The 25,907-nt window shown below is 38.8% G+C and carries 21 protein-coding genes; 13 read left to right on the top strand and 8 right to left on the bottom strand.

The features are described 5' to 3' along the window. Window position 1 precedes the first annotated feature (1 nt). Together AC4IFO_RS07285 and AC4IFO_RS07280 are read left to right on the top strand one after the other, a co-directional pair. Window positions 2-691: a hypothetical protein gene (locus AC4IFO_RS07285; RefSeq protein WP_490733096.1), complete on the top strand. Its 690-nt coding sequence runs from the start codon at window positions 2-4 to the stop codon at window positions 689-691. Between the two features lie 13 nt (window positions 692-704). Next, a complete protein-coding gene (locus tag AC4IFO_RS07280; protein ID WP_490733094.1) occupies window positions 705-2,846 on the top strand; it encodes a hypothetical protein in 2,142 nt (713 codons plus the stop codon). A gap of 113 nt (window positions 2,847-2,959) precedes the next feature. Here AC4IFO_RS07280 and cdd read toward each other — a convergent pair whose 3' ends face one another. The 4 genes from cdd to metG all read right to left on the bottom strand — a co-directional run bounded on the left by cdd (window position 2,960) and on the right by metG (window position 7,389). After that, window positions 2,960-3,847 (bottom strand): cytidine deaminase, encoded by an 888-nt coding sequence (cdd, locus tag AC4IFO_RS07275; protein ID WP_273827235.1) that lies wholly within the window; start codon window positions 3,845-3,847, stop codon window positions 2,960-2,962. A gap of 204 nt (window positions 3,848-4,051) precedes the next feature. Continuing rightward, on the bottom strand, window positions 4,052-4,747 hold the full coding sequence (locus AC4IFO_RS07270) for a CidB/LrgB family autolysis modulator (RefSeq protein ID WP_273804439.1): 696 nt from the start codon (window positions 4,745-4,747) through the stop codon (window positions 4,052-4,054). Continuing rightward, window positions 4,747-5,214 carry a CidA/LrgA family protein gene (locus AC4IFO_RS07265; protein ID WP_219244222.1) on the bottom strand — a complete coding sequence of 156 codons (468 nt, stop codon included), beginning with the start codon at window positions 5,212-5,214 and terminating at the stop codon, window positions 4,747-4,749. The genes AC4IFO_RS07270 and AC4IFO_RS07265 overlap by 1 nt, the downstream gene beginning before the upstream one ends. Window positions 5,215-5,361: 147 nt before the next feature. Continuing rightward, on the bottom strand, window positions 5,362-7,389 hold the full coding sequence (gene metG, locus AC4IFO_RS07260) for a methionine--tRNA ligase (RefSeq protein ID WP_490733091.1): 2,028 nt from the start codon (window positions 7,387-7,389) through the stop codon (window positions 5,362-5,364). A gap of 267 nt (window positions 7,390-7,656) precedes the next feature. Here metG and apbC point away from each other — a divergent pair, with 267 nt between their 5' ends. The 6 genes from apbC to asmA all read left to right on the top strand — a co-directional run bounded on the left by apbC (window position 7,657) and on the right by asmA (window position 13,984). Further along, a complete protein-coding gene (apbC, locus tag AC4IFO_RS07255) occupies window positions 7,657-8,769 on the top strand; it encodes an iron-sulfur cluster carrier protein ApbC (RefSeq protein ID WP_219244217.1) in 1,113 nt (370 codons plus the stop codon). A gap of 196 nt (window positions 8,770-8,965) precedes the next feature. After that, complete coding sequence (locus AC4IFO_RS07250; protein ID WP_273804443.1) at window positions 8,966-9,526, top strand: LemA family protein; 561 nt, start codon at window positions 8,966-8,968, stop codon at window positions 9,524-9,526. Window positions 9,527-9,611: 85 nt separating this feature from the next. After that, window positions 9,612-10,568 (top strand): zinc metalloprotease HtpX, encoded by a 957-nt coding sequence (htpX, locus tag AC4IFO_RS07245; RefSeq protein ID WP_490733088.1) that lies wholly within the window; start codon window positions 9,612-9,614, stop codon window positions 10,566-10,568. Between the two features lie 181 nt (window positions 10,569-10,749). Continuing rightward, entirely contained in the window at window positions 10,750-11,394 is a 645-nt protein-coding gene (gene udk, locus AC4IFO_RS07240) for a uridine kinase (RefSeq protein WP_219244214.1), read from the top strand. Window positions 11,395-11,432: 38 nt separating this feature from the next. After that, on the top strand, window positions 11,433-12,014 hold the full coding sequence (gene dcd, locus AC4IFO_RS07235) for a dCTP deaminase (protein ID WP_206085396.1): 582 nt from the start codon (window positions 11,433-11,435) through the stop codon (window positions 12,012-12,014). Window positions 12,015-12,145: 131 nt separating this feature from the next. Beyond that, window positions 12,146-13,984, top strand: coding sequence for an outer membrane assembly protein AsmA (gene asmA, locus AC4IFO_RS07230; RefSeq protein ID WP_490733086.1), 1,839 nt, complete (start codon window positions 12,146-12,148; stop codon window positions 13,982-13,984). Window positions 13,985-14,022: 38 nt separating this feature from the next. On the opposite strand, the gene AC4IFO_RS07225 is transcribed toward asmA, so the two are convergent. After that, window positions 14,023-14,712: a hypothetical protein gene (locus tag AC4IFO_RS07225; RefSeq protein ID WP_490733084.1), complete on the bottom strand. Its 690-nt coding sequence runs from the start codon at window positions 14,710-14,712 to the stop codon at window positions 14,023-14,025. A 182-nt stretch (window positions 14,713-14,894) separates the two neighbouring features. Continuing rightward, entirely contained in the window at window positions 14,895-16,478 is a 1,584-nt protein-coding gene (locus AC4IFO_RS07220) for a TerC family protein (protein WP_490733082.1), read from the bottom strand. A 241-nt stretch (window positions 16,479-16,719) separates the two neighbouring features. Between AC4IFO_RS07220 and gnd the strand changes: the two genes are divergently transcribed. Beyond that, a complete protein-coding gene (gene gnd / locus AC4IFO_RS07215) occupies window positions 16,720-18,126 on the top strand; it encodes an NADP-dependent phosphogluconate dehydrogenase (RefSeq protein ID WP_219244209.1) in 1,407 nt (468 codons plus the stop codon). Between the two features lie 199 nt (window positions 18,127-18,325). Further along, window positions 18,326-19,507, top strand: a complete 1,182-nt coding sequence (locus tag AC4IFO_RS07210; protein WP_490733079.1) for a multidrug effflux MFS transporter — start codon at window positions 18,326-18,328, stop codon at window positions 19,505-19,507. Between the two features lie 44 nt (window positions 19,508-19,551). On the opposite strand, the gene AC4IFO_RS07205 is transcribed toward AC4IFO_RS07210, so the two are convergent. Beyond that, the gene (locus tag AC4IFO_RS07205) at window positions 19,552-22,764 is read right to left on the bottom strand and encodes a M66 family metalloprotease (protein WP_490733077.1); all 3,213 of its coding nucleotides are present in this window, start codon (window positions 22,762-22,764) and stop codon (window positions 19,552-19,554) included. Between the two features lie 361 nt (window positions 22,765-23,125). Here AC4IFO_RS07205 and AC4IFO_RS07200 point away from each other — a divergent pair, with 361 nt between their 5' ends. Next, window positions 23,126-23,767 carry a CatB-related O-acetyltransferase gene (locus tag AC4IFO_RS07200; RefSeq protein WP_490733075.1) on the top strand — a complete coding sequence of 214 codons (642 nt, stop codon included), beginning with the start codon at window positions 23,126-23,128 and terminating at the stop codon, window positions 23,765-23,767. 47 nt (window positions 23,768-23,814) lie between these two features. On the opposite strand, the gene AC4IFO_RS07195 is transcribed toward AC4IFO_RS07200, so the two are convergent. Further along, complete coding sequence (locus tag AC4IFO_RS07195) at window positions 23,815-24,312, bottom strand: YbaK/prolyl-tRNA synthetase associated domain-containing protein (RefSeq protein ID WP_490733073.1); 498 nt, start codon at window positions 24,310-24,312, stop codon at window positions 23,815-23,817. A gap of 267 nt (window positions 24,313-24,579) precedes the next feature. On the opposite strand from AC4IFO_RS07195, the gene AC4IFO_RS07190 reads away from it, so the two are divergent. Together AC4IFO_RS07190 and AC4IFO_RS07185 are read left to right on the top strand one after the other, a co-directional pair. Beyond that, on the top strand, window positions 24,580-25,485 hold the full coding sequence (locus tag AC4IFO_RS07190; RefSeq protein WP_490733071.1) for an endonuclease/exonuclease/phosphatase family protein: 906 nt from the start codon (window positions 24,580-24,582) through the stop codon (window positions 25,483-25,485). Beyond that, a complete protein-coding gene (locus AC4IFO_RS07185) occupies window positions 25,475-25,903 on the top strand; it encodes a hypothetical protein (RefSeq protein WP_490733069.1) in 429 nt (142 codons plus the stop codon). The genes AC4IFO_RS07190 and AC4IFO_RS07185 overlap by 11 nt, the downstream gene beginning before the upstream one ends. The last annotated feature ends 4 nt before the right edge of the window (window positions 25,904-25,907 follow it).

The following is a 25,907-nucleotide window of genomic DNA, read 5'->3' as shown; positions in this document are numbered from 1 at the left end:
TATGAGGGTTAATATTTTTTTAATATTTATATTATTATTTTCGTGTGCTATTAATGCAAACAATCGGCCCGGATTTGTGTGTGGAAAGTTTAACGGTAATGTTGTTGAAGTTCCTCGGGAATATGTTGACTTTATTGCTGAGTATGAGGGGTATAGCTATTTTGATCCAAGGTTTATTGAAAATAAAACAGGGTGTGATGCTAATTTCACTGTATTGCCTTTAAGAATGACATGGCCAGAAATGAAACCCGTCGATAGAATTAAAACAGGCCCAAATGAAGAGGAAATAAAAATAGCAGTAAAACCATTGACGAATAGCAATGCAACAATGAATAAGTTTAAGGATAATTCGATAAATAATGACTTTTTTGGTAAAAGAAGCGGAATTTATTATGATGATGAGCTTGATTTGTATTTTGTTGAGTATTTAAAAAAAGATGCAATAACTTATAACGGAATAGGTTATTCGGATAGGCGGCGTGTTTATTGGTCTGAAGACAAAGATGAAGTTACGAGTATTATAGATTGTAATTGGTTAACTTTAAAAGGAGGGTATTATCGATGTGATATAAATGGGCGTATTCCTGAAATTGATGCATATTTTCAAACGGATATAAAATGGAGCCAAATTCGTCAATGGGAACGTATTTTAGTCAAATCAAAGGATTTTGTAATAAATCATCTTAAATAGAAAAGGAATTTAAATGTTAAATAATAAGAAATACAGTGCTAGCCGAGAGTTTACAGAGCATGACCTTAATACAATAAAAAAATATTTAAGAGAGGACAAAAGCCCGAAAGAAATGTATCAGTATTTAGCTAATAAAGGCGACAGGTATGCATTATTTGCGGGAGTTAGTGGTAGCGAAGAGGGGGTTTGGGGACGTTCGACATTATATTTTTCATCAAATAGAGGTTTATGGTTAAATAGGGAGTTTCTTGATGATATATATGAACAAATAGATTTTAATTTAGCTAATGAGTATATTATTTTACTAGAGAATAAACTTAATAAATCGGGAGGAAAATCTGTTGAGCTGACTGACCTTAGCTACGAAGAGTTAGTTGAAATTAATCGAAAAGCTTGCTATGTCAGTTGGTTTAGTATTGATGATTGGTATTTAAATGGTATATTTGAATCACTTTCTTTGAGCGAAAGGCAGGGGTTCTGGTCTCACAGGTTAAATTCTAGTACTGAATTTAAAGAACAAGTTAATCATCATTATAAAACATTTGAGATGATGCTTAAAAAGCATATTTCAAGTACAGAAAATAAAAATGAGATAACAAAAAAATGGTTAAGTAATAATTTCTATGCCACAGAGTACAGAGGGTTAACTGGGAATAAACTTAAAGGCTATTTCGATATAATAGCTGCTGATCCTGAGTTGAAAGATCTTATTAATAAGATAGATAAAAGTATAAAAACAGAGGAAGAGGATCTGGGTGAAGTGATCTCATGGACGTTTCACTATGTAGATCCTGAAAATTTATTAACCCAAGATGCTGCATTATTAATGAAAAATGAAAATATATTATTTTGGGAAAGTAAAGAAGAAAAATTAAAATTTTTAATGAATGATGTTAGGGAGAATATTCATAATCGCAGAAAAAAACGTTCTGCACTATTTGATATTAATGAACATAGTCAATTTGAGTTACATATAAAAGATGTACAGTCAGTATGCAAAAAAGTAGAGGAAGATAGAGCTCCCCATATTTTATACGACTATCTTGAAGCCAATGGCGAGATGTATGGTGTAATTCCAAATGGGCTGGTGAGAGGAGACTCATATGCAGGAAAAATGGCAACAAATTATTTAGTTGAAAGAGCAAAACAGTATAATATAAAATTAGATCATAAGGATTTAAAAAGAATACAAGTTAAAGTGGCATTAGAAACAGGACAAAAGTTGCTTGATAAGTTTGGTGATGAGAAAACGACAGTTTTGCGTAAAAAATTTACTATCCGCGACATTGAAGATATACATGATAATGCATTTACAAGTTTAAACCTACCTAAAGATGCATGGACATTATCAATCCCATTAGAAATTATATCTCCAGAGAAACATAATCAAATATACTCTGAGATGTTATTAAATTCAGGGAGTAATCAGAATGAGGTGGAGTTTGGACTTTATCTAATGGATGAAATGATGACGGAAATAATAAAAAACCCATCTAAAGAAAAATTTAATTTGTTTGTTGAATGGGCTAATACGGTATCTACAGCTGATAATATAAAAGAAACAGGATCTGTTTTTGGCGAATACCTTGCAGAGAGAGGAACGACAGTAGCAGAATATGTGACTACTAAAGTGAGAGAATTAAATGAACTTATCCCGATAAGCGATTTGGATATCTACGGGGGTGCGAATTTAAGTTCAGATAAAAAAGCACCAGTGACAAGTGGTGGAATAATGCCAGCAAGTCACCCACTTGAAAATATGCCTTCCATGAAAAACCTACACAATCCTTCTAATACTTCTCAATCTACAGAGCTAAATTTTAGCGGACACGATGTTTCATCGAGCTTTCTAGAAGGCAGAATACAAAGTAATCATCACCTTGAAAATATGCCTTCTATGAGGAATTTATCTAATTCTTCTAATATGTCTCACTCAACGGAATTTAATTTTAGTGGGTATGATGTTTCATCGAGTTTTCTAGAAGGTAGAATACAAAGCAATCATCACCTTGAAAATATGCTTGGAAACCTTAGTGAAAATATGTCATCAATGGATCCATTCGATAGTACTTCTAATAACTATTTTTCAGACAGAACAGCATCAAATATTCCATCTCGATTTTCTGGCTATTCATCAAATTCATTTTTTAGTTAGTTACTGAATTAAAGTTTTATCAAATTATTAAAAATACATGAAACATAAAAATGGTTATTGCCAACAACTAGTCTATTGACAATAACCATACATGGAAAATGGGGGAGAGAGAATTAATCCAAATAAACCAATTCCACTTGTCGGCAACCTAGCGCACTTAAGGTATTTTCAGTGGTACACCATTGTTTCACTATCGCATCTTGCTTTTCAACCAACTTAGCTTGCTCAATGGCATGGATATCTTTACCGGCAAGGTTAATCATAATTAACGCGGCTTGCAGTGGTGGTAAGCTTGGGTTGAATGCGGCATTTTCAGCGTAGCGCCCTGTAAACAGTGAACCATCTTTAAGCTGCACTGCAATACCTGAATGGGATTCACTATAAGGTGCATGGGATTGATTAGCAGCCTCAATAGCGGCACTTAACAGCCTGTCGCGGCTTTGGTTGTTATAACCATGCTGGACAGAATCAAGCAATAGTGTCGTAATGTTTAAATCGGCTGGGCCAAATGAATCAGGTAAATAGTGATGAAGTACCGCAGGCTCACGGCCCGGTAAATGCACCATAATTTTACCACCTTCGCGCAATTCATTCATAAATTGTCGGCAATGGCCACATGGGGTGTAATTCACGGTGATCGACGTAATTTGCTTTTCGCCTTTCATCCACGAATGGGTGATCGCACATTGCTCCGCGTGGATCACTTGCCCCATCGAAACATGACTAAACTCCATATTGGCGCCGAAATATAAATTACCGCTAGCGCCGCAAGCGATTGCACCAACGTGAAAATGGGAGATAGGAGTGACGGCATAGGCCGCTGCAAAAGGGAGTAGTGAGAATGCTAATTCTGAGTCGCTAACACCGCTTTGCGCTTTAATGTGTTGTACTTGCTCAGCCGTTAGCATTCCGGCGAAATCGGATTTATCAATGATAGGTCTAAGTACAGACTGTAGCTTCTCTGGAAGCTCGGCCCAAGCGGCCTTAAATCTTGAATGCATGAGTTACCCTCCCTATTTAATTGCTTTCATTCTATTCAATAAAGCACATAATGAAATGTGATTTAAATCACTAATTTAAATGAAACATATGAAACAAATTCTTTAATTGAGAGATATATCTCATGTTTTTAGTGTTCAATGATAAGTAAGAGAATATCGTTTTCCCTTACTCATCATATTTAACTGGGCGTGTAACTAATAAGATTAGCTAAAAAGATGCAAAATGACAGGAAATATAAATGGCGCACTTAACGAGGTGATCACCCCACAGGTCATCAATGCGAGTGAACTATAAGCCCCCTCAATGTAATTGACTTCAGCGCAACGTGCGGTACCTAATGCGTGGGAAGCCGTTCCCATCGCAAGCCCGCGAGACGCATGGGTGCGAACACGTAGGGCATCAAATAAACTGTGCCCGAACATTGCGCCTAAAATACCCACAAACAGCACGCAAGCAGCGCTAATTGCGGGGATCCCTCCAATTGAATCAGCAACCGCCATCGCGATGGGGGTTGTGACTGATTTCGGCAATACAGAGGCAGCGATATCCGGCGTTGCTCCAAGCCAAAATGCAATTGCTGCACCACTGAACATCGCGACGATGCTACCTGCAAAGCAGATGCTAAATAGGGATTTCCATTGGGCACGAATTTGGTGCATTTGCTCATAAAGAGGGAAAGCCAGTGCCACAACGGCAGGTTGCAGTAAATCATTCAGGATTTTACTGCCCGCAAAATAATGTTCATAAGAGGTATTGGTGATAACCAATATGGCAATAAGCACCGCAATGGTGATTAATAATGGGTTTAATATTGGTAGCTTAAATTTTACTGACAGTTTGCGAGCAAGATAAAACACCACAATTGTCAGCGGTAATGACCACCAAATGTGCGTTAACATTATTCGTTCCCCTTAGTTTTATCATTATTAATCACCGAAGAAATTGGCTCTTCAGGGGGAAGGGGAACTTCATCAGGTTTAGCGCCGATGACAGGGCGTTCTTTGTGAATATAGTTGGAACTGATAGCGACTACTATCATGACTATTAAGGTGCTGACCATGCAAGAAACCACAATCGGGATCAGTTGCTGACTCAGTAAGTCATAGTAATTCATGATCCCCACACCGATAGGCACAAACAGAATGGTCATATTTTTCAGTAAAATACTGCATCCGGGTTGTGCCCAGTGAGCAGGGATAATTTGCAGTGCCAGTAGTGCAAACAGAATGAGCATACCAACAATACTGCCGGGAATGGCAAAAGGAAGTAGGGTAGAGATAAGGTTTCCGACAATCAGGCAGAGGTAAAGTATTGCGAAAGCGCGCAAATACTGCCATCCCGTTATCAGCACCTGTTTAAATGACATGAGATTTGTCCTGTAGCTTGATATCTATTCATCATACAATTAACTTGATAATTGTGCTACTGATCACAATAAAAAAGGCAATAAAAAAGTGGAGAGTTTTTGCTCTCCACTTTCACTGGCTTAAAGAACCGCTATAACAAGTTAGTGTTACTTAACTTGCATACCCGGCTGTGCGCCGCTATCAGGGCTAAGCAAATAGATATCTTTCCCACCAGGGCCTGCTGCCATGACCATACCTTCGGAAATGCCAAAGCGCATTTTACGTGGTGCAAGGTTAGCGACCATCACCGTTAAACGGCCTTCCAACGCTTTTGGATCTGGATAGGCAGAACGGATGCCTGAGAACACTTGGCGTGTTTCACCACCGATATCTAACTGTAATTTCAGTAGTTTGTCTGACCCTTCAACAAAATCCGCGTGTTTGATTAGTGCAATTCGCAGATCGATTTTTGCAAAATCATCAAAGGTGATTGTATCTTGGATTGGGTCATCCGCCAGTGGACCAGTCACTTGCTGGATTGGCTTGATACTTTCTTTTGATGCTTCAACCATCGAATCCACTTTTGTCATTTCAATACGGTTAAACAGGGCTTTGAAAGGTGCAACATTGTGGTTAAGTAATGGTGTGCTAATCGCATCCCAAGACAGTTCAGTATTCAAGAACGCTTCTGCACGTTTGGTCAGACCCGGTAAAACGGGTTTCAGGTAAGTCATCAGAATGCGGAACAGGTTGATACCCATTGAGCAGATATCTTGCAATTCTTGGTCTTTACCTTCTTGTTTAGCAACCACCCAAGGGGCCTTTTCATCCACATAACGGTTCGCGATATCAGCTAATGCCATGATTTCGCGGATCGCTTTATTGTATTCACGATTGCTAAAATCTTCACCGATGACTTTTGCCGCGTCAACAAACTGTTGATATAGCTCAGGCTCTGCTAAGTTTGCAGATAACTTGCCATCGAAGCGTTTAGCAATAAAGCCTGCGTTACGCGAAGCTAAGTTAACCACTTTATTCACGATATCGCTATTGACGCGCTGGACGAAGTCTTCAAGGTTTAAATCGATATCATCGATACGTGAAGACAGTTTTGCTGCGTAGTAATAACGTAAGCAGTCTGCATCCAAATGGTCTAAATATGAGCGCGCTGTGATAAATGTACCACGGGATTTGGACATTTTCGCTCCGTTAACCGTGACATAACCATGGACAAACAGATTAGTTGGTTTACGGAATTGACTGCCTTCTAACATCGCAGGCCAGAACAGGCTGTGGAAATAGACGATATCTTTACCGATAAAGTGGTAAAGGTCTGTTTTCGAATCTTTATTCCAGAACTCATCGAAATTCAGATCACCACGTTTGTCACACAGGTTTTTAAATGAACCCATGTAACCAATTGGTGCATCCAACCAGACGTAGAAATATTTGCCCGGTGCATCTGGGATTTCAAAGCCGAAATACGGTGCATCACGGGTAATATCCCACTGTTGCAGGCCAGACTCGAACCATTCTTGCATTTTATTCGCCACTTGCTCTTGCAGTGCGCCTGAGCGAGTCCATGCTTGTAGCATGTCGCTAAATGCAGGTAAATCAAAGAAAAAGTGCTCTGAATCACGCATTACAGGCGTTGCACCAGAGATAACCGAACGTGGGTTGATTAATTCTGTTGGGCTGTAGGTTGCGCTACACACTTCACAGTTATCACCGTATTGGTCTTCTGCTTTACATTTCGGGCAAGTGCCTTTAACGAAGCGGTCTGGTAAGAACATGCCTTTTTCTGGGTCGAAAAGCTGAGAAATAGTGCGATTTTTAATAAAACCGTTATTTTTCAGTTTCCCATAAATCAGTTCTGATAATTGTTTATTTTCTTCACTGTGTGTGGAGTGATAATTATCATAGCTAATGGAAAAACCCGCAAAATCGTTCTGATGTTCTTGGCTCACTTCTGCAATCATAGCTTCAGGTGTGACACCTAGCTGTTGTGCTTTAAGCATGATTGGGGTTCCGTGCGCGTCGTCGGCACAGATAAAATGAACCTCTTTGCCGCGCATTCGCTGATAACGGACCCAAATATCAGCCTGAATGTGTTCCAGGATATGACCAAGATGGATTGAACCGTTAGCATAGGGTAACGCACAGGTTACCAGTAATTTATTCGCGACTTGAGACATAGTAACTTTCTTACTTCCATTATTTGAAAAGGGTCTTTGATGTTAACCGATCAAAACCATCGCTGCTAGGGGTATAAAAGATTAATTGGAAATTTGTTGGAAAAAGAAATTTTTGCCTCTTCGTGGCTTTTCCTGCGCTTGGTAATCACTATTTTTCGTGTTCTCTGTTATGATTAACCTCAGTCAAAGTATATCCGTCTAATCTCAGGTACCTTATCGAGTTATATAGGATATCTATAGTTCAAAAATATAAATAAAGGAGCCGGGATGAACGATAAATCCCCCGAGCAGAACAAACCAGAACTGCTGACTGAACAAGTCTCCAAAGTTTTGGCTTCATTTACACACCCAACGCTGCAACGTAATCTGATTTCTATCAAAGCGTTACATCATTGTGCGATGTTAGACAATGTGCTGCACGTCGAATTAGTCATGCCATTTGTTTGGAAAGGCCCTTTCCAAACGCTGATTAGCGAAAAAACGGCAGAGCTAAAACAACTCACAGGTGCTCATGCGGTTGAGTGGAAATTACGCCACGATGTGACAACGCTAAAACGCGCGAACGATTTGCCTGGCATTAAGGGCGTGCGCAATATTCTGGCGGTGAGTTCAGGTAAAGGCGGCGTGGGGAAATCCAGCACTTCCGTCAACCTCGCGTTAGCACTGGCGCAAGAAGGGGCGAAAGTCGGTATCCTTGATGCGGACATTTATGGCCCGTCTATTCCCAATATGTTAGGCACTACATTAGAACGCCCAACGTCTCCAGATGGCCAGCACATGGCGCCAATTATGGCGTATGGTTTAGCGACTAACTCAATCGGTTATTTAGTCACTGATGATAATGCGATGGTCTGGCGTGGCCCGATGGCAAGTAAGGCGTTAATGCAAATGCTGCAAGATACCTTATGGCCAGATTTAGACTATTTAGTTATCGATATGCCACCGGGAACCGGTGATATCCAATTAACACTATCTCAAAACATCCCTGTAACAGGCGCGGTTGTGGTGACAACGCCACAAGATATCGCGCTGGTCGACGCCATGAAAGGCATCGTGATGTTTAAGAAAGTGAATGTGCCAGTGCTAGGTGTTATCGAAAATATGAGCGCACATATTTGCAGTAATTGCGGCCATGTTGAGCCAATTTTCGGTACCGGTGGTGCAGAAAAACTGGCTGAGAAATACAACACGAAGCTGTTAGGCCAAGTTCCGCTGCATATTTCTCTGCGTGAAGACCTTGACCGCGGTCAGCCGACCGTTATGCGCGACCCTGAAGGTGAATTTGCGGATATTTACCGTGAAATCGCATCAGGTATTTCGGCATTAATGTATTGGGAAGGGGATAAAATCCCAACGGAAATTTCATTCCGCGCAGTGTAATTTAGCGTAATTTAATAAGGGCTATTTAGTGTTTAACATTAAATAGCCTTTTTTATTTGTATTGAGCACCAACCCAGCAATTTCCCTTTTTCTGATTTATCAGCGGATTGTTTCTCTATTGAGAAAGGATAGCGTAGAATAAAGCGATATGGTTGTTGATGAATTCTTTCCTATGGGCAAGCCCTAAAAGGTGATTATGAAATTTTTAATTTTTATTGTCGTAGTGGTGCTGATCGTTATTTATTTTTATAACCGCATTGTAGCATTACGCGAAGCCGTAGTTTCCAGCGAAACTGAAATTTCAGTTCAATTAGACAGACGCGGAAAAGTGTTTGATAGCTTACTTGCGACGGTGAAAAAATATTTAAGCCATGAAACGGAAGTGTTCAGTAAAATTACCGAACTGCGTACTCAGGCTCAAAATGCAACGGGTGATAAAGCACGTGAAGCGGAAGATGCATTATCCAAAATGGTGAGCAGTGGGGCGATTAACGTTGCAGTTGAAGCTTATCCAGAGCTGAAATCTGACGCAATCATGGCAAATCTGCAAGAAGAAATTGTGTCTTCAGAAAATAAGCTTTCTTTTGCGAAACGTGGTTATAACCGTACTTTAGAAACCTATAATGCTTATATTGCCTCGATGCCTGCCGCGCTTATTGTTGGCATTATTCCTAGCTTAAAAATATCGAAAGAATATTGGCGTCTTGACGAAGAGACGATTAAGTCTGAAGAGTCACGTCGTATTAATTTCGACTAATTATCGGTTAATTGTTATTTAGAAAAATTATCGGAACAACTTAGGACGTTCCGATAATTATCTGTGATAGAAAGCAGGGTATTTTATGGATTTTCGTAACGTCATACGTAAAAATAATATTCGGACTCGTTTTGTGGTGATGAGCTATATTTTTATTATGCTTATCATTGGGTTATTAGCGGATATTGCCACGCATCCAAATGAACAGTTAGATTTGTTTGATAATGCAATGGAATTTGTGACGTTAAAAGAAATGCCAATTGCGACATTTATCGTTTTAGGTTTGACATTCCTAGGTTTGATTTATATTCATTTTCGGGGCCATAAAATGATGTTGGCAGGGATGAATGCGAAAGAAATCAACCCAGAAAATGCCACCAGTTCAGAAGAAAAACAGCTGTTTAATATTATTGAAGAGCTTAGCTTAAGTGCAAGTTTAGGCTATATTCCTCGTTTATATATTTTAGAAAGTGATGAACCAAATGCATTTGCCGCAGGTTGGAATGGCCGTAATGCATTGGTTGGTGTGACTCGCGGTCTACTTCAAGCATTGAACCGGCAAGAAGTGCAAGCCGTTCTGGCGCACGAGGTCGGCCATATTATACATGGTGACTCGAAGCTGACCCTGTATGTGGGTATTTTAGCGAACGTGATTTTGACGGTAACTAACGTATTTAGTCAGATTTTTATTCGTACCGCAGGACGAAGCCGCAATAATGCGGCGAATAAAGCCCAAATGATTTTAATGGTCTTGAATTTTGTGTTGCCATGGATCACGCAAATTCTGTATTTTTATTTATCCCGTACTCGTGAATATATGGCGGATGCGGCGGCGGTTGATCTCACTTCTGATAACCAAGCGATGATCAGTGCATTGAAAAAAATATCAGGCAAGCACGAAACGCATGAGTATGATGAGAGCAGTACAGGGCAGGCTTACCGTAAAGCGGCTTATATTTTTAATAAAGGGGATTCTGTGTTTTCCACTCATCCCTCTATTGAAAATCGCATTGCTGCATTAGAAGGTAAGAAGCCATTTTAGCCCTATAAATTAAAGGGCTAATCATCAATTCCCCATTTTCTATCAAATATTGGCGTTTTTTTTAGCGAACTTTGTCGAGGGACGCTGGAACAACACGCCATTACCCCCTATAATTCCGCCAACGTAACATTTTGATGTTATGTATTTTCATTTCTAAAATATTTAACCAGGTTATCATTTTATGACTGACATAGCGCATCACTGTACCATTGTAGGTATATCGGGAGCCTCTGCATCTGGCAAAAGCTTAATTGCAAGCACTCTATATCGTGAATTACGAGAAAAGGTCGGTGATCATAATATCGGTGTTATTCCAGAGGACTGTTATTATAAAGACCAAGCAGACGTGCCAATGGAAGAACGGCTTAAAGTGAACTATGACCATCCGAATTCAATGGATCACAGTTTGCTTTTTGAACACCTCCGATCACTAAAAAGTGGTCAAGCAGTAGAAATCCCGCAATACGACTATGTCGCTCACACTCGCAAAGAAAAAACCATCACATTTAAACCTAAAAAAGTCATTATTATTGAAGGCATTTTATTGTTAACCGATAAACGCCTACGTGGTGAGATGGATTTTTCTATTTTTGTTGATACACCACTCGATATTTGCTTGATGCGCCGCATTAAACGTGATGTAAATGAACGGGGCAGAACATTAGATTCCGTGATTGACCAATACAATAAAACGGTTCGCCCAATGTTCTTACAGTTTATTGAGCCATCGAAACAGTATGCCGATATTATTGTGCCTCGCGGTGGAAAAAACCGTGTGGCAATTGATATCTTAAAAGCGAAGATCGGGGAATTCTGCCAAGATTAATCAAGGCAGAAACTAACATTATGAAGGGGGAAACAGCCATGCGTCTTTGTGACCGCGATATAATTCAATGGATGGATGATGGTAAATTAGTGATTAGCCCGCGCCCACCTGTTGAACGGATCAATGGTGCGACCGCAGATGTCCGTTTAGGAAATCAGTTTCGTGTTTTTCGTGGACATACCGCGGCATTTATCGATCTTAGTGGCCCAAAAGATGAAGTAAATGCTGCTCTGGATCGTGTAATGAGTGATGAGATCGTGCTTAGCGAAGACGAGCCATTTTTCTTACATCCAGGGGAATTAGCACTTGCAGTGACGCTTGAGTCTGTTACGCTCCCAGATAACCTTGTGGGTTGGCTTGATGGTCGCTCATCACTGGCTCGATTAGGCTTGATGGTACATGTTACTGCGCATCGTATTGACCCCGGTTGGAAAGGGCAAATCGTGTTAGAATTTTATAATTCAGGTAAGTTACCATTAGCATTACGTCCTGGCATGGTCATCGGGGCGTTAAGTTTTGAGCCATTATCGGGCAGCGCAGACCGCCCTTATAATAGCCGCCAAGATGCAAAATATAAAAACCAACAAGGGGCTGTTGGTAGCCGTATCAGCGAAGACTGATACTCGCTAAACTTCGCGAAAATTGTGTCATTAATGGATTTTAATGGCGTAATTTTCGCCCATTTTCAGGGAAAGTAATGGTGTGAGTTCACGTTGGTGATGGTCGCAGGCAGAGTTTAAGAGAGGGAAGCATGAAACGTTTTTTAACGACACTGATTATTTTACTTGTTGTCATTGTTGCGGGTTTAACCACATTAGTGATGTTGGTAAATCCGAATGATTTTCGTCATTATATTGTCGAGCAAGTAGAGAAAAAAAGTGGCTATCAACTTGAGTTCAATGGGGATATGCGTTGGCACGTTTGGCCGACACTGAGCATTATTACAGGCCCCGTCTCTCTGACTGCACCAAATGCATCCAAACCTGTCTTAAGCGCTGAAAATATGCGCTTAGATGTTGAATTGTGGCCTTTGATTTCCCACCGCTTGTCAGTTGAACAAATTGTGATTGATGGTGCTGTTATCCGTAAAACACCGGAAAGTGAATCTCAAACGCACAGTAGCGACCCTATTGCTCCTGGGGGCTCTACCTCTCAAACGACCTCTGTTGATAAGAGCAACTGGTTGTTAGATATTGAAAAAGTTGATATCTCTAACAGTTTAGTGATTTGGCAAACGTCAAAAGATGAATTTAACCTGCGCAATATTAACCTGTCATTGAAAAAAAATAACAATAAGCAAGTGGCGGTCAAATTCAGTGGTAACTTAAATAAAAACCAGCAAGAGTTTGTGTTCGATACACGTGCGGATATTGATTTATCGGCAATCAATCAAAAAATTAGTGGCCAATTAACGCAGTTTGATTATTCGCTTAGTGGTGTGGATTTGCCTGAAAATGGCATATCAGGGCAAATCACCACAGATTTTTTATATAACAAAGGGCAGGAACCTAGTGCGAATTTAACTAATCTATCGATTAAAGCCAATGAAAGTCTGTTAACAGGGAATGTTAGCGTAAAATTAAGTGAGATCCCGCAGCTGGCAGTTGAATTAGCGTCTGAAAAATTAGATTTAGATAGCTTGTTAGGCACTGCACCAACTGCGACAACGCCTGAGGCGGAAACCAATAATAACCGTGTTGGGGTCAAGCCTGTTATTTCAGGAACGAGTACACAACGGTATGATTTATCAGGTTTAAAATCATTTACGGCCAATGTTGATTTATCGGTAGGGAATTTAATTTATCGGGGAATGTCGGTAAATGAAGTGGTGATTAGTGCCCAAAATCAAACTCCCCGTTTAACGGTTTCTAAATTACAAGGTAAAGCGTTTGGTGGTGAGTTCTCATTACCTGTTACGTTAAATTATAGCGCAGTGCCAGCGACGGTTTCGGCAAAACCCGACTTTAAAAATATCGATTTAACACCGTTATTAAAAGCATTTAATATGCCACAAAAACTCAGCGGCATTATCTCCCTCAATGCGGCGTTATCGGGTGTCGGCTATGATGATTATGCAGTGAAAAACCAATGGCAAGGGCCTGTTAATTTCGAGCTGAGAAATGCAAAATTGCATGGGCTGAATATTCCGCAATTAATTCAGCAGTCTATTTCTCGTGTGACGAATAAAATTAATGCCCCCGTGAATACAGGGAATTATACAGAAGTTGAATTATTCACAGTTAAAGGCTATTTAAATAAAGGCAGTATGAATATTTCATCAATGAATGCGAAATCTGCTTTGGTGAATATTAATGGCCAAGGCCGCGTGAATATTCCAAATGAAAGCATTGATGTAAATTTAGGCGTTAATATTTTTGGTGGTTGGGCAGGGGATTCACGCCTAGTTCAGCAATTACAAGGCATGAATATTCCACTGCGTATTTATGGCAATTGGCATAGCTTGCAATATGAGCTGGATGTGGAAAAATTGCTGCGCAATGAATTGCGGACGCAAGCCAAAGAGGCTATTGGTAATTTCTTGAAGAAAGAAGAAAATAAAGGGCTGAATGAGTTATTGAATGCCTTGTAAAGAAAAAACGCCCTTATGGGCGTTTTTTTCAAAGTAACTTATTTATGGCCTTCATTTTTGTAATCTTGTTGTCTTTGTACTTTCATCTTTGTATCTAATTCCATCTTTAAGTGAGAACTTTTATTGCCTTTTTTTACATCCTCATTGTGTTTAGTTAACTCATACTGAAAGTTAAAGAGCGTTTCATTTCCATTATCAATTTTTTTATCTAGATTATCTAATATTTTAGATTTTGATTGGTGATGCTTATAAGATGAACGAGAAATTTCATTTTTATAATAAAATATATCATTAGTTAGCTCTTTAAGTTCATTTGATACATTTTCAAAGAAAGGTGATTTATTTGAAAGAGAGTTTTTAGTTTTAATATTATTTACAGAGAAAGAGATAGCATTAATTATATTTGTTACTTTTTTATTTAATTTCTCTAATTGTTTTAAATGCACCGTTTTTTTTGCGGTTTTTTGTAATTCTTTGGCTTCAACTGAATAGAGTGATGTTTTAATCCACCGGGTTTTTTGAAGCTTTGTATCCTCACTAACAAACTCTTTTTTTTGACTGAACTCTGAAAAACAAACTTTATTTTTAGTAACTATAGGACACGGCTCAGCATTATTTCTCAATTTACTTGCTGTATTAGTGATGTTTTTTGATGATTCATTTGTTCTCTTATTAGTATTAGGTGGTAGTAATGTATTATTAAAGAGGGGCTGAATTTTTGCTGTCATAGCATGACCTTACATTAAAGTTATGAGTATTTAATGCGTCAAATTATTCATTGTTTCAATGTTTTTTTCTTTTAAAAATCGATGCTAATTTTATTTTTGTAGACGTTATATATACGTCTTAAGACGAATTTCAGGCAAAAAAATACCGACCTATTGGCCGGTATTTCGAAATTTAGTTAAGGTTAATCATCTTCATATTCATAACCATCCCCTTCACGAGCGGGTGGTATGATTAACACTTTATTGACACGATGGCTATTGACTTCCAATGGTTGGAATATGCAGCCATTAATGGTGACTTGCTCGCCGACTTCTGGAACACGTTGTAAATGCTCCATTAACAGACCTGCGATGGTTTCGTATTCACGTTTATCATCTAATTCCATCGGCACAAACATGATCAAGTCTTCCAGTGGCATAAAGCCATTGGCAATCCACGTACCGTCATCAAGTTTTTGAATATCATGACGTGAATCATTTTCTTCATCACCAACGGGTAAGTTACCGGCGATGGTTTCCATCACGTCGGTCAATGTCACGATACCTTCGATAGAGCCAAACTCATCGACGACAAATGCAAAGTGAGTATGTGCTTTACGGAACTGTTCCAATGCTTTGAGTAGTGAGAGACCTTCAGGGAAGATCAGCGGTTGAGTGATTAACGCACGTAAATCCAGTGGTTTACCATTTAGTTGCTGCTTCACTAAATCCATCACATGCACAACACCAACAGGCTCATCGCTAATCGTTTCATCAATCACCACAAGGCGTGAGTGCGGGTTTTTCTCCATCAATTGCAATAAATCGCTAGAGGATTTATTGATATCAAGATAGTCCACATCGTGGCGTGAGGTCATGATACTTTCAACATTGCGCTGCGCCATCCCTAACACACGAGCAATCATCAGGCGCTCTTGCGGGTCGAAGACAGATTTGTTGTCAGCGATAAGGTCAGACGTCCGTGGGTCTAATTCACCTCTTTCGTTATTACCGCTTAAAATGCGCAATACCGCTTCAGCTGTACGTTCACGCAGTGGGCGCGAACCAGTCAGGAATTTACGACGGTTAAATTGTGCAAATTGGTTTAGCACCTCAATCATGATTGAGAAGCCGATAGCCGCGTATAGGTAGCCTTTCGGAATAGCGTAGCCAAAACCTTCAGCCACAAGGCTGAAACCAATCATCAACAAGAAGCTTAAACACAGTATGACAATGGTTGGGTGCTGGTTAACAAAGCTAGTTAACGGTTTACTTGCCCAAATCATTAATGCCATTGCAATGGTCACTGCCGCAATCATAACGCCGATATGGTCAACCATACCTACCGCAGTGATCACAGAGTCCAGAGAGAATACGGCATCAAGAACAATAATTTGTGCAACAACAGCCCAGAAATTCGATGTCTTTCTTTGGGTATTAGTGTGTTCGTCTTTACCTTCTAGCCGCTCGTTTAGTTCCATCGTTGCTTTAAACAAGAGGAACAGCCCCCCGATTAGCATAATCAAGTCTCGGGCACTAAATGGGTGCTCGAATAGCGTGATTATCGGTTTGGTGAGGGTAATGAGCCACGACAAGCTGAATAGAAGCACAACACGCATAACTAAGGCTAATAAAAGTCCAGTTACACGGGCTCTATCACGCAGCTTTGGCGGGAGCTTATCTGCCAGAATGGCAATGAAGACGAGGTTATCAATACCAAGAACGATTTCTAGAACGATTAGGGTAGCGAGGCCAGCCCAAATCGAAGGATCTGCGATCCATTCCATACAGTTTGTTTTACCTTCTGATATGACGGCTTATACCGACTGGAGAATAATGCGGTTTGTTGAACGAAATATCAATAAAAATTCACTTTAGTCGGACAATTCTTGACAAAAATGGCGTTGTGTACGTCATCGATTGCATCAATAACTACCATGCTGCACAATCCTAGGTTAATATGTGATCCCGTTAACAGAATGTCAGCACATTGAGGCTGACTTGGTCCTAATCAGACAGGAGTTGTTCATGTCAAAGCAGCAGATTGGTGTTGTCGGAATGGCGGTTATGGGGCGTAACCTTGCGCTCAACATTGAAAGCCGCGGTTACTCAGTGTCTATCTTTAACCGTTCTAAAGATAAAACAGACGAAGTAATTGCCGAAAATCCAGGGAAAAACCTCGTTCCCAACTATACAATTGAAGAGTTTGTTGACTCTCTGGAAAAACCACGCCGCATCTTACTGATGGTTAAAGCGGGTGAAGCAACGGACAAAACAATTGCCTCGCTGACTCCTCATCTGGACAAGGGTGATATCCTTATCGACGGCGGTAACACGTTATTTACGGATACAATCCGTCGTAACCGTGAATTATCCGCACAAGGTTTTAACTTCATCGGTACCGGTGTTTCTGGTGGTGAAGAAGGCGCATTAAAAGGCCCTTCAATTATGCCAGGTGGTCAAAAAGAAGCTTACGAATTGGTTGCGCCAATCCTAAAAGAAATCGCAGCGAAAGCAGAAGGCGAACCTTGCGTGGCTTATATGGGACCAGATGGGGCAGGCCACTACGTTAAAATGGTACATAACGGTATCGAATACGGTGACATGCAATTAATCGCTGAAGCCTATTCATTGTTAAAAGGTTCATTAAACCTGAGCAATGAAGAGCTGGCAGGCACCTTTGCAGAGTGGAACAAAGGTGAATTGAGCAGCTACCTGATTGAAATTACCGCGGATATCTTCAAGAAAAAAGATGAAGATGGTAAATACCTTGTTGACGTGATTTTAGATGAAGCGGCAAACAAAGGCACTGGTAAATGGACGAGCCAAAGTGCGCTGGATTTAGGCATTCCTCTGACATTAATCACTGAGTCTGTTTTCGCACGTTATATTTCTTTCTTAAAAGACCAACGTGTTGCAGCGTCTAAAGTTTTAACAGGCCCAGTCTTAAAACCCGTTGAAGGGGATAAGAGCGCGTTTGTTGAGAAAGTACGTCGCGCGCTGTACTTAGGCAAAATCGTTTCTTATGCACAAGGCTTCCAACAGCTGAAAGCAGCATCAGACGAGTACAATTGGGACCTGAACTACGGTGAGATTGCAAAAATCTTCCGTGCGGGCTGTATCATTCGTGCACAATTCCTGCAAAAAATCACGGATGCTTACAACCAAGATGCAAAAATTGCCAACTTACTGTTAGCGCCATATTTCAAACAAATCGCGGACGAATACCAACAAGCTCTGCGTGATGTTGTGTGCTACGGCGTACAAAATGGTATCCCAACACCAACGTTCTCTGCGGCGATTTCCTATTACGATAGCTACCGCTCAGCGGTATTGCCTGCAAACTTAATCCAAGCGCAGCGTGACTACTTCGGTGCTCACACTTATAAACGTACGGATAAAGACGGTGTTTTCCACACAGAGTGGATGGAATAACGTTAACATCATCCTTTATCGATGATGCAAGAGGCGCTAAATTTAGCGCCTTTTTTGCCTTTCATAGGCAGCATGAATAAATGATGAATTTATTTACTTTATCATTTCTTTTTTGATAGTTTGATTAATCGTTTCTGCTACATTATTCATCAATCATTGAATAACATAACTTTTTACTACGGTATCTGAGCATAGCTTCATGCGTAACTTTCTTATTTTATTGCTTTTATTAGTCTTACTTGGCCCATTGGGTATTGATTTATACCTGCCGACGATTCCTGATATTGCAAAGGATTTAGGCAGCAGTGAATCCGTTATTCAATCGACCATTGCGCTATTTATTTTAGTCCTAGGTTTAGGGCAATTGATTTCTGGGCCGCTGGTGGACAGATACGGGCGCAAACCTATCGCGATGGTTGGTATGGTGCTCTACATTATTGGTGCGGGTGTTGCCATTGCAGCAACGACCCCGACGCTATTTATTGCCTCACGTTTATTGCAAGGGGTTGCCGTTTGTTGCACCTCTGTGGTGGCATTTAGCTGTGTTCGTGACCGCATGAACGGCACTGAAGCGGCTCGCGCATTTGGTTTTCTCAATGGTACATTGAATATTGTGCCAGCTCTCGCTCCGTTATTAGGTGGGTTACTAGCAGAAGCATGGGGTTGGCGCGCACCATTTTGGTTCCTTGCGTTGTATGCCGTCATCATACTGGTATTGATCGCGGTATTTTTGCCTGAGACACGCCCTGCAAACTTGCCTAAAGTAAAAGTGATCCCTGTGGAAACCTATTGCCGTGTCTTAGGGAATCGCCAATTTATCATTTTTGCTCTCGTTAATGCGGGCACCATGGGAATGGCATTAACTTATGTTTCCCTCGCACCCACGGTATTGATGGGGGATGCTCAATTAAGCCCGTTAGTGTTTTCCATTGTGTTTGGTATCAACGGCTTTTGGATCATGTTTGCCAGTTATATTGCGAACCACTTTATTCATAAAATTGGGCGACCAGCCTGCTTGCTAGTGGGTAGTTCAATGATGGCAATTGGCTGTTTAGGGTTGATATTGGGCTTTGTTATGTTGCCAGAAGCTATTCAAAGCCATTGGGTTGTCTACATGTTACCTGTGGCCTGTGCCTGTACTGGGCTTGCCTTTATGATGGGAACGGCAACCAGTTATGCTTTGGAACCTTTTGGTAATGAAGCGGGTACGGCATCTGCGTTAGTGGGGTTTGTCCAAATGGCTGGCGGTGCTGGGCTTGGTCTATTAGCTATCGCATTACCTATCGCACCAAAATTATCGTTAGCAATCGTGATGCTTATCGGGTGTATTTTTGGTTTAGTAGCTCGAAAGGCCAGCTTGAGGTTAGCTGAGCCCCATTAATAATGTAAGAGCAGGACGGTAAGCCTGCTCTTATTCATATTGGTTTAAATGGTTAGCCCATTAATGGTCGTGGGTAATTTAAGTTCTCTAATTTCAATATCTTTAGATTCTTTTAGCTCACCTTTAATAAAAATTTTAACTTTAACGGGCTTTAAGTCTCTCTCAATATTCACATGAAAACGGTTCATATGAGATTTTCTGAAATTGGTACCATGGAGTTTGTATTGTCGCGCTGTTCCATCTTCAAGATCGAACTCCAAATAAGAAGAACAAGAATCTAGCTTCTTATTGTCTTCATAAACCATACCTGAAGAACCATATAAAATATCTTGTACATGGTTTGATTTTTGTTTTTCAGGATCGGTGACTAAAATTTGCCCTTCAGGATCATAAAAACCAAGTACGGTAATAACGGGAACATCTTGTTTTATTGGTTTTCTGTGTAACCCGTGGAGATGAGATTTAACCCATGACTTACCATCGGAAATATAGGTTATTTTTTCATTTTTTTTAATTTTTTCAGTTTTACCATTAAGGTGAATAGTCGTATCCCAGTCAGCACAAGTTTCTATTATGATGGTATCTTCCGCATTTCTCGATGATGCGTCAGGTAAATGTATATTTTTACTATGATAACCATTACCTAATTTTATTTTTAGCACATCATATTTTTCGAGCGCTTTACATAATTTGTATAGAGAGATATCTTCACCATTTTTAACTGGAACATTAAATTGGAGAAAGCCTGGTAACTCTAAATAGGCATCTTCCATTTTGCTTGTTTCAGAATTCCATTTTTGGTAACCCGTTGAGGAATCAGTATTAAAAGCATGAAGTTTTTCTAGTCGCTTTTGGATGGCGGCTAATGTATTTGGCGTATAGAGTGAGTAAGCATTATTTCTCTCATCTTTCGGACTTCCACCATTCATTGCATCGTAGTCTGCTCTCCCTGACTGTTCAAAATTTGGGATAAACATATTGTTATCCGCATCCCAGCCCCACGTTGAGTTCTTCTGATGAGAAGGACGATGGATACCAAGTTCTGTATCTCCACCGTAAAAGTCAATAATATCAAAATTATGGCCTAATTCATGGCTAAACTCATTGCCTATTGAATCCTCAACAGAAGCAAGCCCACCTTTATAACTACCCAGCCCCCCATGGACAACCCTACCATTTTGATATTGGCCAACAGAGTTATAGACGACTATTTGAGGGGTTGGTACAAATGTGGGGCCATCATCTGGTGAACTATTAATGCCAGACGTGGCCATATGAATGCCTTCTCCATATGCCCAGCGAGTTATTTTTGAAATTGACTTTTCATGCCAACCACCATTTTCAGGAATAATCTCTTTTAAAATCGTTCCATCACCGAAGACAAATTGATCGACTCGTGTTGATTCATAGCGGTTTACGAGGAGTGTTGAGGTTGGAATTTGTTGATAATATTGCCGATTTAGCTCGGGAGTATCCCTAAAATCGAATTTATCTCTCGGCTCAGTGAAAATACCAATATCCAAAAGATGTAATCTTAACGTCGTTGGTGCGCCTATCGTGGTCTTTGGTAAGATGCCCATTTTATTTTTATGTATAAAATCAATTTTTATATTAGGCTGAATATATTCACCAGGAATCGTTGTTGACCAAGTATTCTCCATATACTCAAGGTTATTCATATGTTCAGGAAGGACTATTAAAGGGTTGTTTCTCCATTTCTGAGTATCAGTGACAAAATCGAGATTGAGGTGTTCCCCTTTTTTTAGTTCTAAATAGGTCCCATCAAAATGAATTTTTGTGCTCTTGCTTGCCGTCGTATTAAAGGTGATATAGCAATAACGATTTCCATTTGGTAATTTGATGGAATCAACCCAGTTTTCATCATTAATATCTATTCTGATTTGTCTTTGATTTCGTAATAGTAGATTTTCCATAAACTGAGTACTTTCTTGCATTTGTTCTAGTTTTTCTTTTTCATTGATGACTTCATCATATTCGAAACGTCTCCCTAAGCTCAGCTTTGATGCATCGGTATTGATTGATAGTTTTCTCCAAATACCTTTTTTATCGCAGACAAAATAAAGGAAATCCCCTTTTTTTAAAGTTACCTCCTTATTATTATAATCAATTTTTTTCTTTTCCATAGACTCCGAAGAAAATTGTATTATTTTTGATGAGTATTTTTTATTATTTAATAATTTGAATTTTTTGACGTCATAGTTATCGTGAATATTTATTTTTATACTTGAGTGTCTATTTAGCAATAGGGGGAGTTCAGTATTATAGTTTTCTATTTTATCTTTATCATTTAACTCATAATCAAAATTTTTAGGGATTTTTTTACTCACAGACAGTTCTTTTAGTTTTTTGGTTTCAGATTTTGTTAGCCATCTCCCCTTATTATCACAAATAAACTGGATAGAATGATTTTGTTCTATTTTATGATGTTTATTACTATATCTAATAAAAATATTTGAATTGGTATTATTATGGAAAACTATATTTTTACCTTGGTATTGTGGGTTTGAGTTAAGATGAATAGACTTGGTCAAATTATCGAATTTTATCCCATTGAAATTAAACTTGATATTATCTGACTTAGAAATAAGTTGATTAAAATAGCTGGGGCTTTCTAGCACCTTATTGAGCTGATTTACATTTCTGACTTCTAAATCAAAAAAACTAGGCTTTTTAAAGTCTCGAGGCCTTAGATTTGTTTCATAAATGCTTAAATAGGATAACTGGGGGAGTTTTGATGGAGGCGAAAGCTTTTTAATATATGATCCAGTTCCTTTACTATCTGTTATTTCTATATAAACATCTTCGTTATCGGGAATTTTATGTTGGGGTTTAAACATAATTAAGGTTTTTCGATTAGGTACTAATGTCGGTTGTATATCTCCTTCAATTCGATTAACAGCAGGAATGATTGAGTTCTGTGCAAAATAAATGCTTCCTTTTAGATCTCCATATGTGTCACTGCTCTCTTTTTGTGTTGAAGTGCCAATAAATTTGTTTTGATTATAATAAAATTTTCTGTCTTTTTTATTATAAATAGCTGGGTTAAGAGGATGATAACTTTCATTTGGATCTAGATTGGCGTATGGATGTTCGGAAAAAAAATTTGTTGTTATGCTGTTTAGAATATCCACACAACCATAGAAATGGTCTATATTATCGATTGAATAATTGTTATTTGGAGTCCCAGATATTAAGTTTCTTATGAATGTACTGAGTAAATTTGTATTTTCAGTCATGGTATACCTTATGGTTTTATTTTTCATCATGAGTTTTTAAAGTTCAATATTAATTTATTAAATATTTAATTAAACGTTAAGTGTTTATTTTTGAATTAAGTCTGAAATAAAGTTTAATAATTATTAATTAATCAATTATTAATTAATCAATTATTAATTAAATTATAATAATAATAGTATTTATTATTATTAATATGATATTGTGTGATAAGTTTATAGGTAGCCTATGAGAGGGCGTTAGATGTTAAATCCCTTATTAAAACAGCCTCGAGTGGCTAAAGGTGATGTGTTTTGGACGCGAATACATCACCATAGAAAGCGTTCTATGGTAATCATAAACAACTAAAATAGGTTTATTACCATGAATAAGAAACATTGGTCAAAATATCAGTTATTACATGAAGTTGTGAAAAATCCAAACATTCATATTAAAGGCTGCCATAGCTATTATAGTGATTGTTGGGATGACGGTTTTGAAAATTCCGTTGTGCGCTATTTGCAAGGGGATGAGCAAAGTCGCGATTGGCAGCTTGCGTGGGATGTTGACCAACTGTATATCGGCGATTATGTCTGCATTGGCAGTGAAGCGGTGATTTTGATGGGGGGGAACCATACCCATCGGATGGACTGGTTCTGTTTGTATCCTTTCCTTGAATTTATTGAGGAAGCTTATATTGGCAAAGGGGATACGGTCATTGGGGACGGTGCATGGATAGGCATGCGGGCGTTTATTATGCCCGGTGTCAAAATCGGTGAGGGTGCCGTCATTGCGACGAACAGTGTTGTTGTGAAGGACGTCGAACCTTATTGCATTGTGGGGGGGAACCCTGCGAAGCCAGTTAAACATCGGTTTGCGCCTGAAGTCATTGCAGAGCTATTGGCGTTGAAAATCTATGATTGGCCAGAAGCAAAATTCACTGCATTAAAGCGTGTGATTTGTGGTTCTGATTTTAAGGCATTAAAACAAGCGAGTCTCGAATACGACCAACAACGTCATTCGTAATTGTTATAAGGGGATTCTGCGGGATCCCCTTTTTTGCTATTAGTCAGTTAGCTTTCTTCTGTGCGAATAAATTCAACCAACGTAGGTTGTGCAATCCGTTGGTAATCTTGCGTATTTAAAATAATTGACCGCTCTAATGTTCCTGCATTGAATGCCAGTTCATCAAAACGCGCAAACAATAACGGATCGGCAATAAGCAATAAATTTGGGTGAAAGCTAAACGGCGGGATCGCACCAAATACGCACTGAGTCAGTTCATCCACTTCTTTTGGGCTTGCCAGTGATGCGCGAGTTCCGCCAATGGCGATGGCGATTTTGCTTAAATCTGCTTGCTTGTCCGCAGGTAAAATGGCTAAAACATGTTGCTTCACCCCATTTCCTTTTACATGGCAAACTAAACCTTTCGCCCCTTGCCCTAATTGCGTGCCACGAATTTTCGCGACTTCTTCTGATTTCCCTGCGGTGGAGTGTTCCATCACACGGTATTTGGCTTGGTTATCATCTAATAACTGCGTTAATTGCCTAAAAATAACGTTCTCTGACACCGTTTTTTTCCCTTTAAAACCCCATCAATAACAAGGAATGATAACAAGTTCATGGGGAGATACAATTAAACATTAAATAATCTGGCTTAAGATAAATATAAATAATTACTATTCTCTTATGCAACTAGTAATTATATGATTATATAGCGTATTTTAGTTTTTATCTTTCATTGAAAATTAGGTTTCTAAATACATGAAATATTTTGATGAAATTATTTTTAAAATAAGGATAATTTAGGGAATGGTCAACTTATTTTGATGGTTTTTATGAAAAAAATTAATGTAGCATGGTGGAATGTTGGGATTTCACCTCCAATATTAAAAAGTGTAAAAGAGAAAATTAATGAATTGGAATACGTGGAAAAATTTTTATTAGAACTATCAATTGAAAAATCAATAGATTTTTTTGTTTTTTGTGAGGTGTCTTATAAAGAATCTCCTGTATTGCAATCAATTGCAGAAAAATTAGACTTAGTATTTTGTGATTTATCAGGGAAAGATGGTCGTTTAGTTATGGATATGTCATTGATGTATGAGTCTAGTAAGATGGAGTATTTATCGCATAAATATATAAATACTGAAGACGAATCTGGAAGTATGCTGAGAATTGGTGTTAAAGTTATATTTAAAGAGCTAATTAATAATGAGTATATAACATTTTTTCTTTCACATTGGAACTCTAAATTAAATATGGATGAGGAGGATAGGCTTTTTTTATCTGTAGCCCTTAGGCGTGAAATTAATAAAGTATTTGAGAGGTATGGTGATGGTTCAAATATAATATTATTAGGTGACTATAATACAAATCCATACTCAAGGGCTATACATGAGGGATTAAAAACGACAAAAGACTACTTACTAATAAAGAATAATCCTAAGAAGTCTAAACTGCTGTTTAATCCTTTTTGGTCGAGTATTTTGGATGATAAATATCATTGTAATGGGAGTTTTTTTTACAATAATGGTAAATATGACAGATGGTCGGTTTTTGATCAAATGATGTTTTCATCCTCTTTTGTTAAAAATCAAGGAGTAACTGGAGCATTAAGATTAGATTTAGATAGTTTTAAATGTCACCCTATGTTTAACTACGATATAATGAGTATACATGATATGTTTATGACTCAATTTGACCATGCACCAATATTTGGAAGCTTATACTATGACGAATGACATAAAAGAACGATTAGAAATCGCATTTAAACAAGCTAAGATATTGGAAGAGGTTAAAAAAGATGCTTTAAGTACATTTGACATGATTTCTGAGCAACTTTATGAAATTACAGGTGGTCATGTTAAGTTTGCTACTCGGAGATATCGCTTAGCAGGATTTGATACACAAAATTTTATACATATAAGGCATATTCATGATAGCGAAGGAGTTAAGGATATTCATTTGCTAGGGTATGAAATAGATCCCATTAAAGGATTTCCGGTGGTCATTGAAACTAATGAAACAAAAGATAGTTATATGAATAAAACTTCATTGTCAAATGCAGTACTAGATACAGTTACAAATGAAGTAGTTATGGATAAAATATTAAAAATGATCTCCGCATTTGAGTTGTCAGAAAAAAACATTCCATTTTAAGTTG

It is taken from the genome of Providencia sp. UF-224 (assembly GCF_058245955.1).
This window is presented reverse-complemented; position numbering and strand designations above follow the sequence as displayed.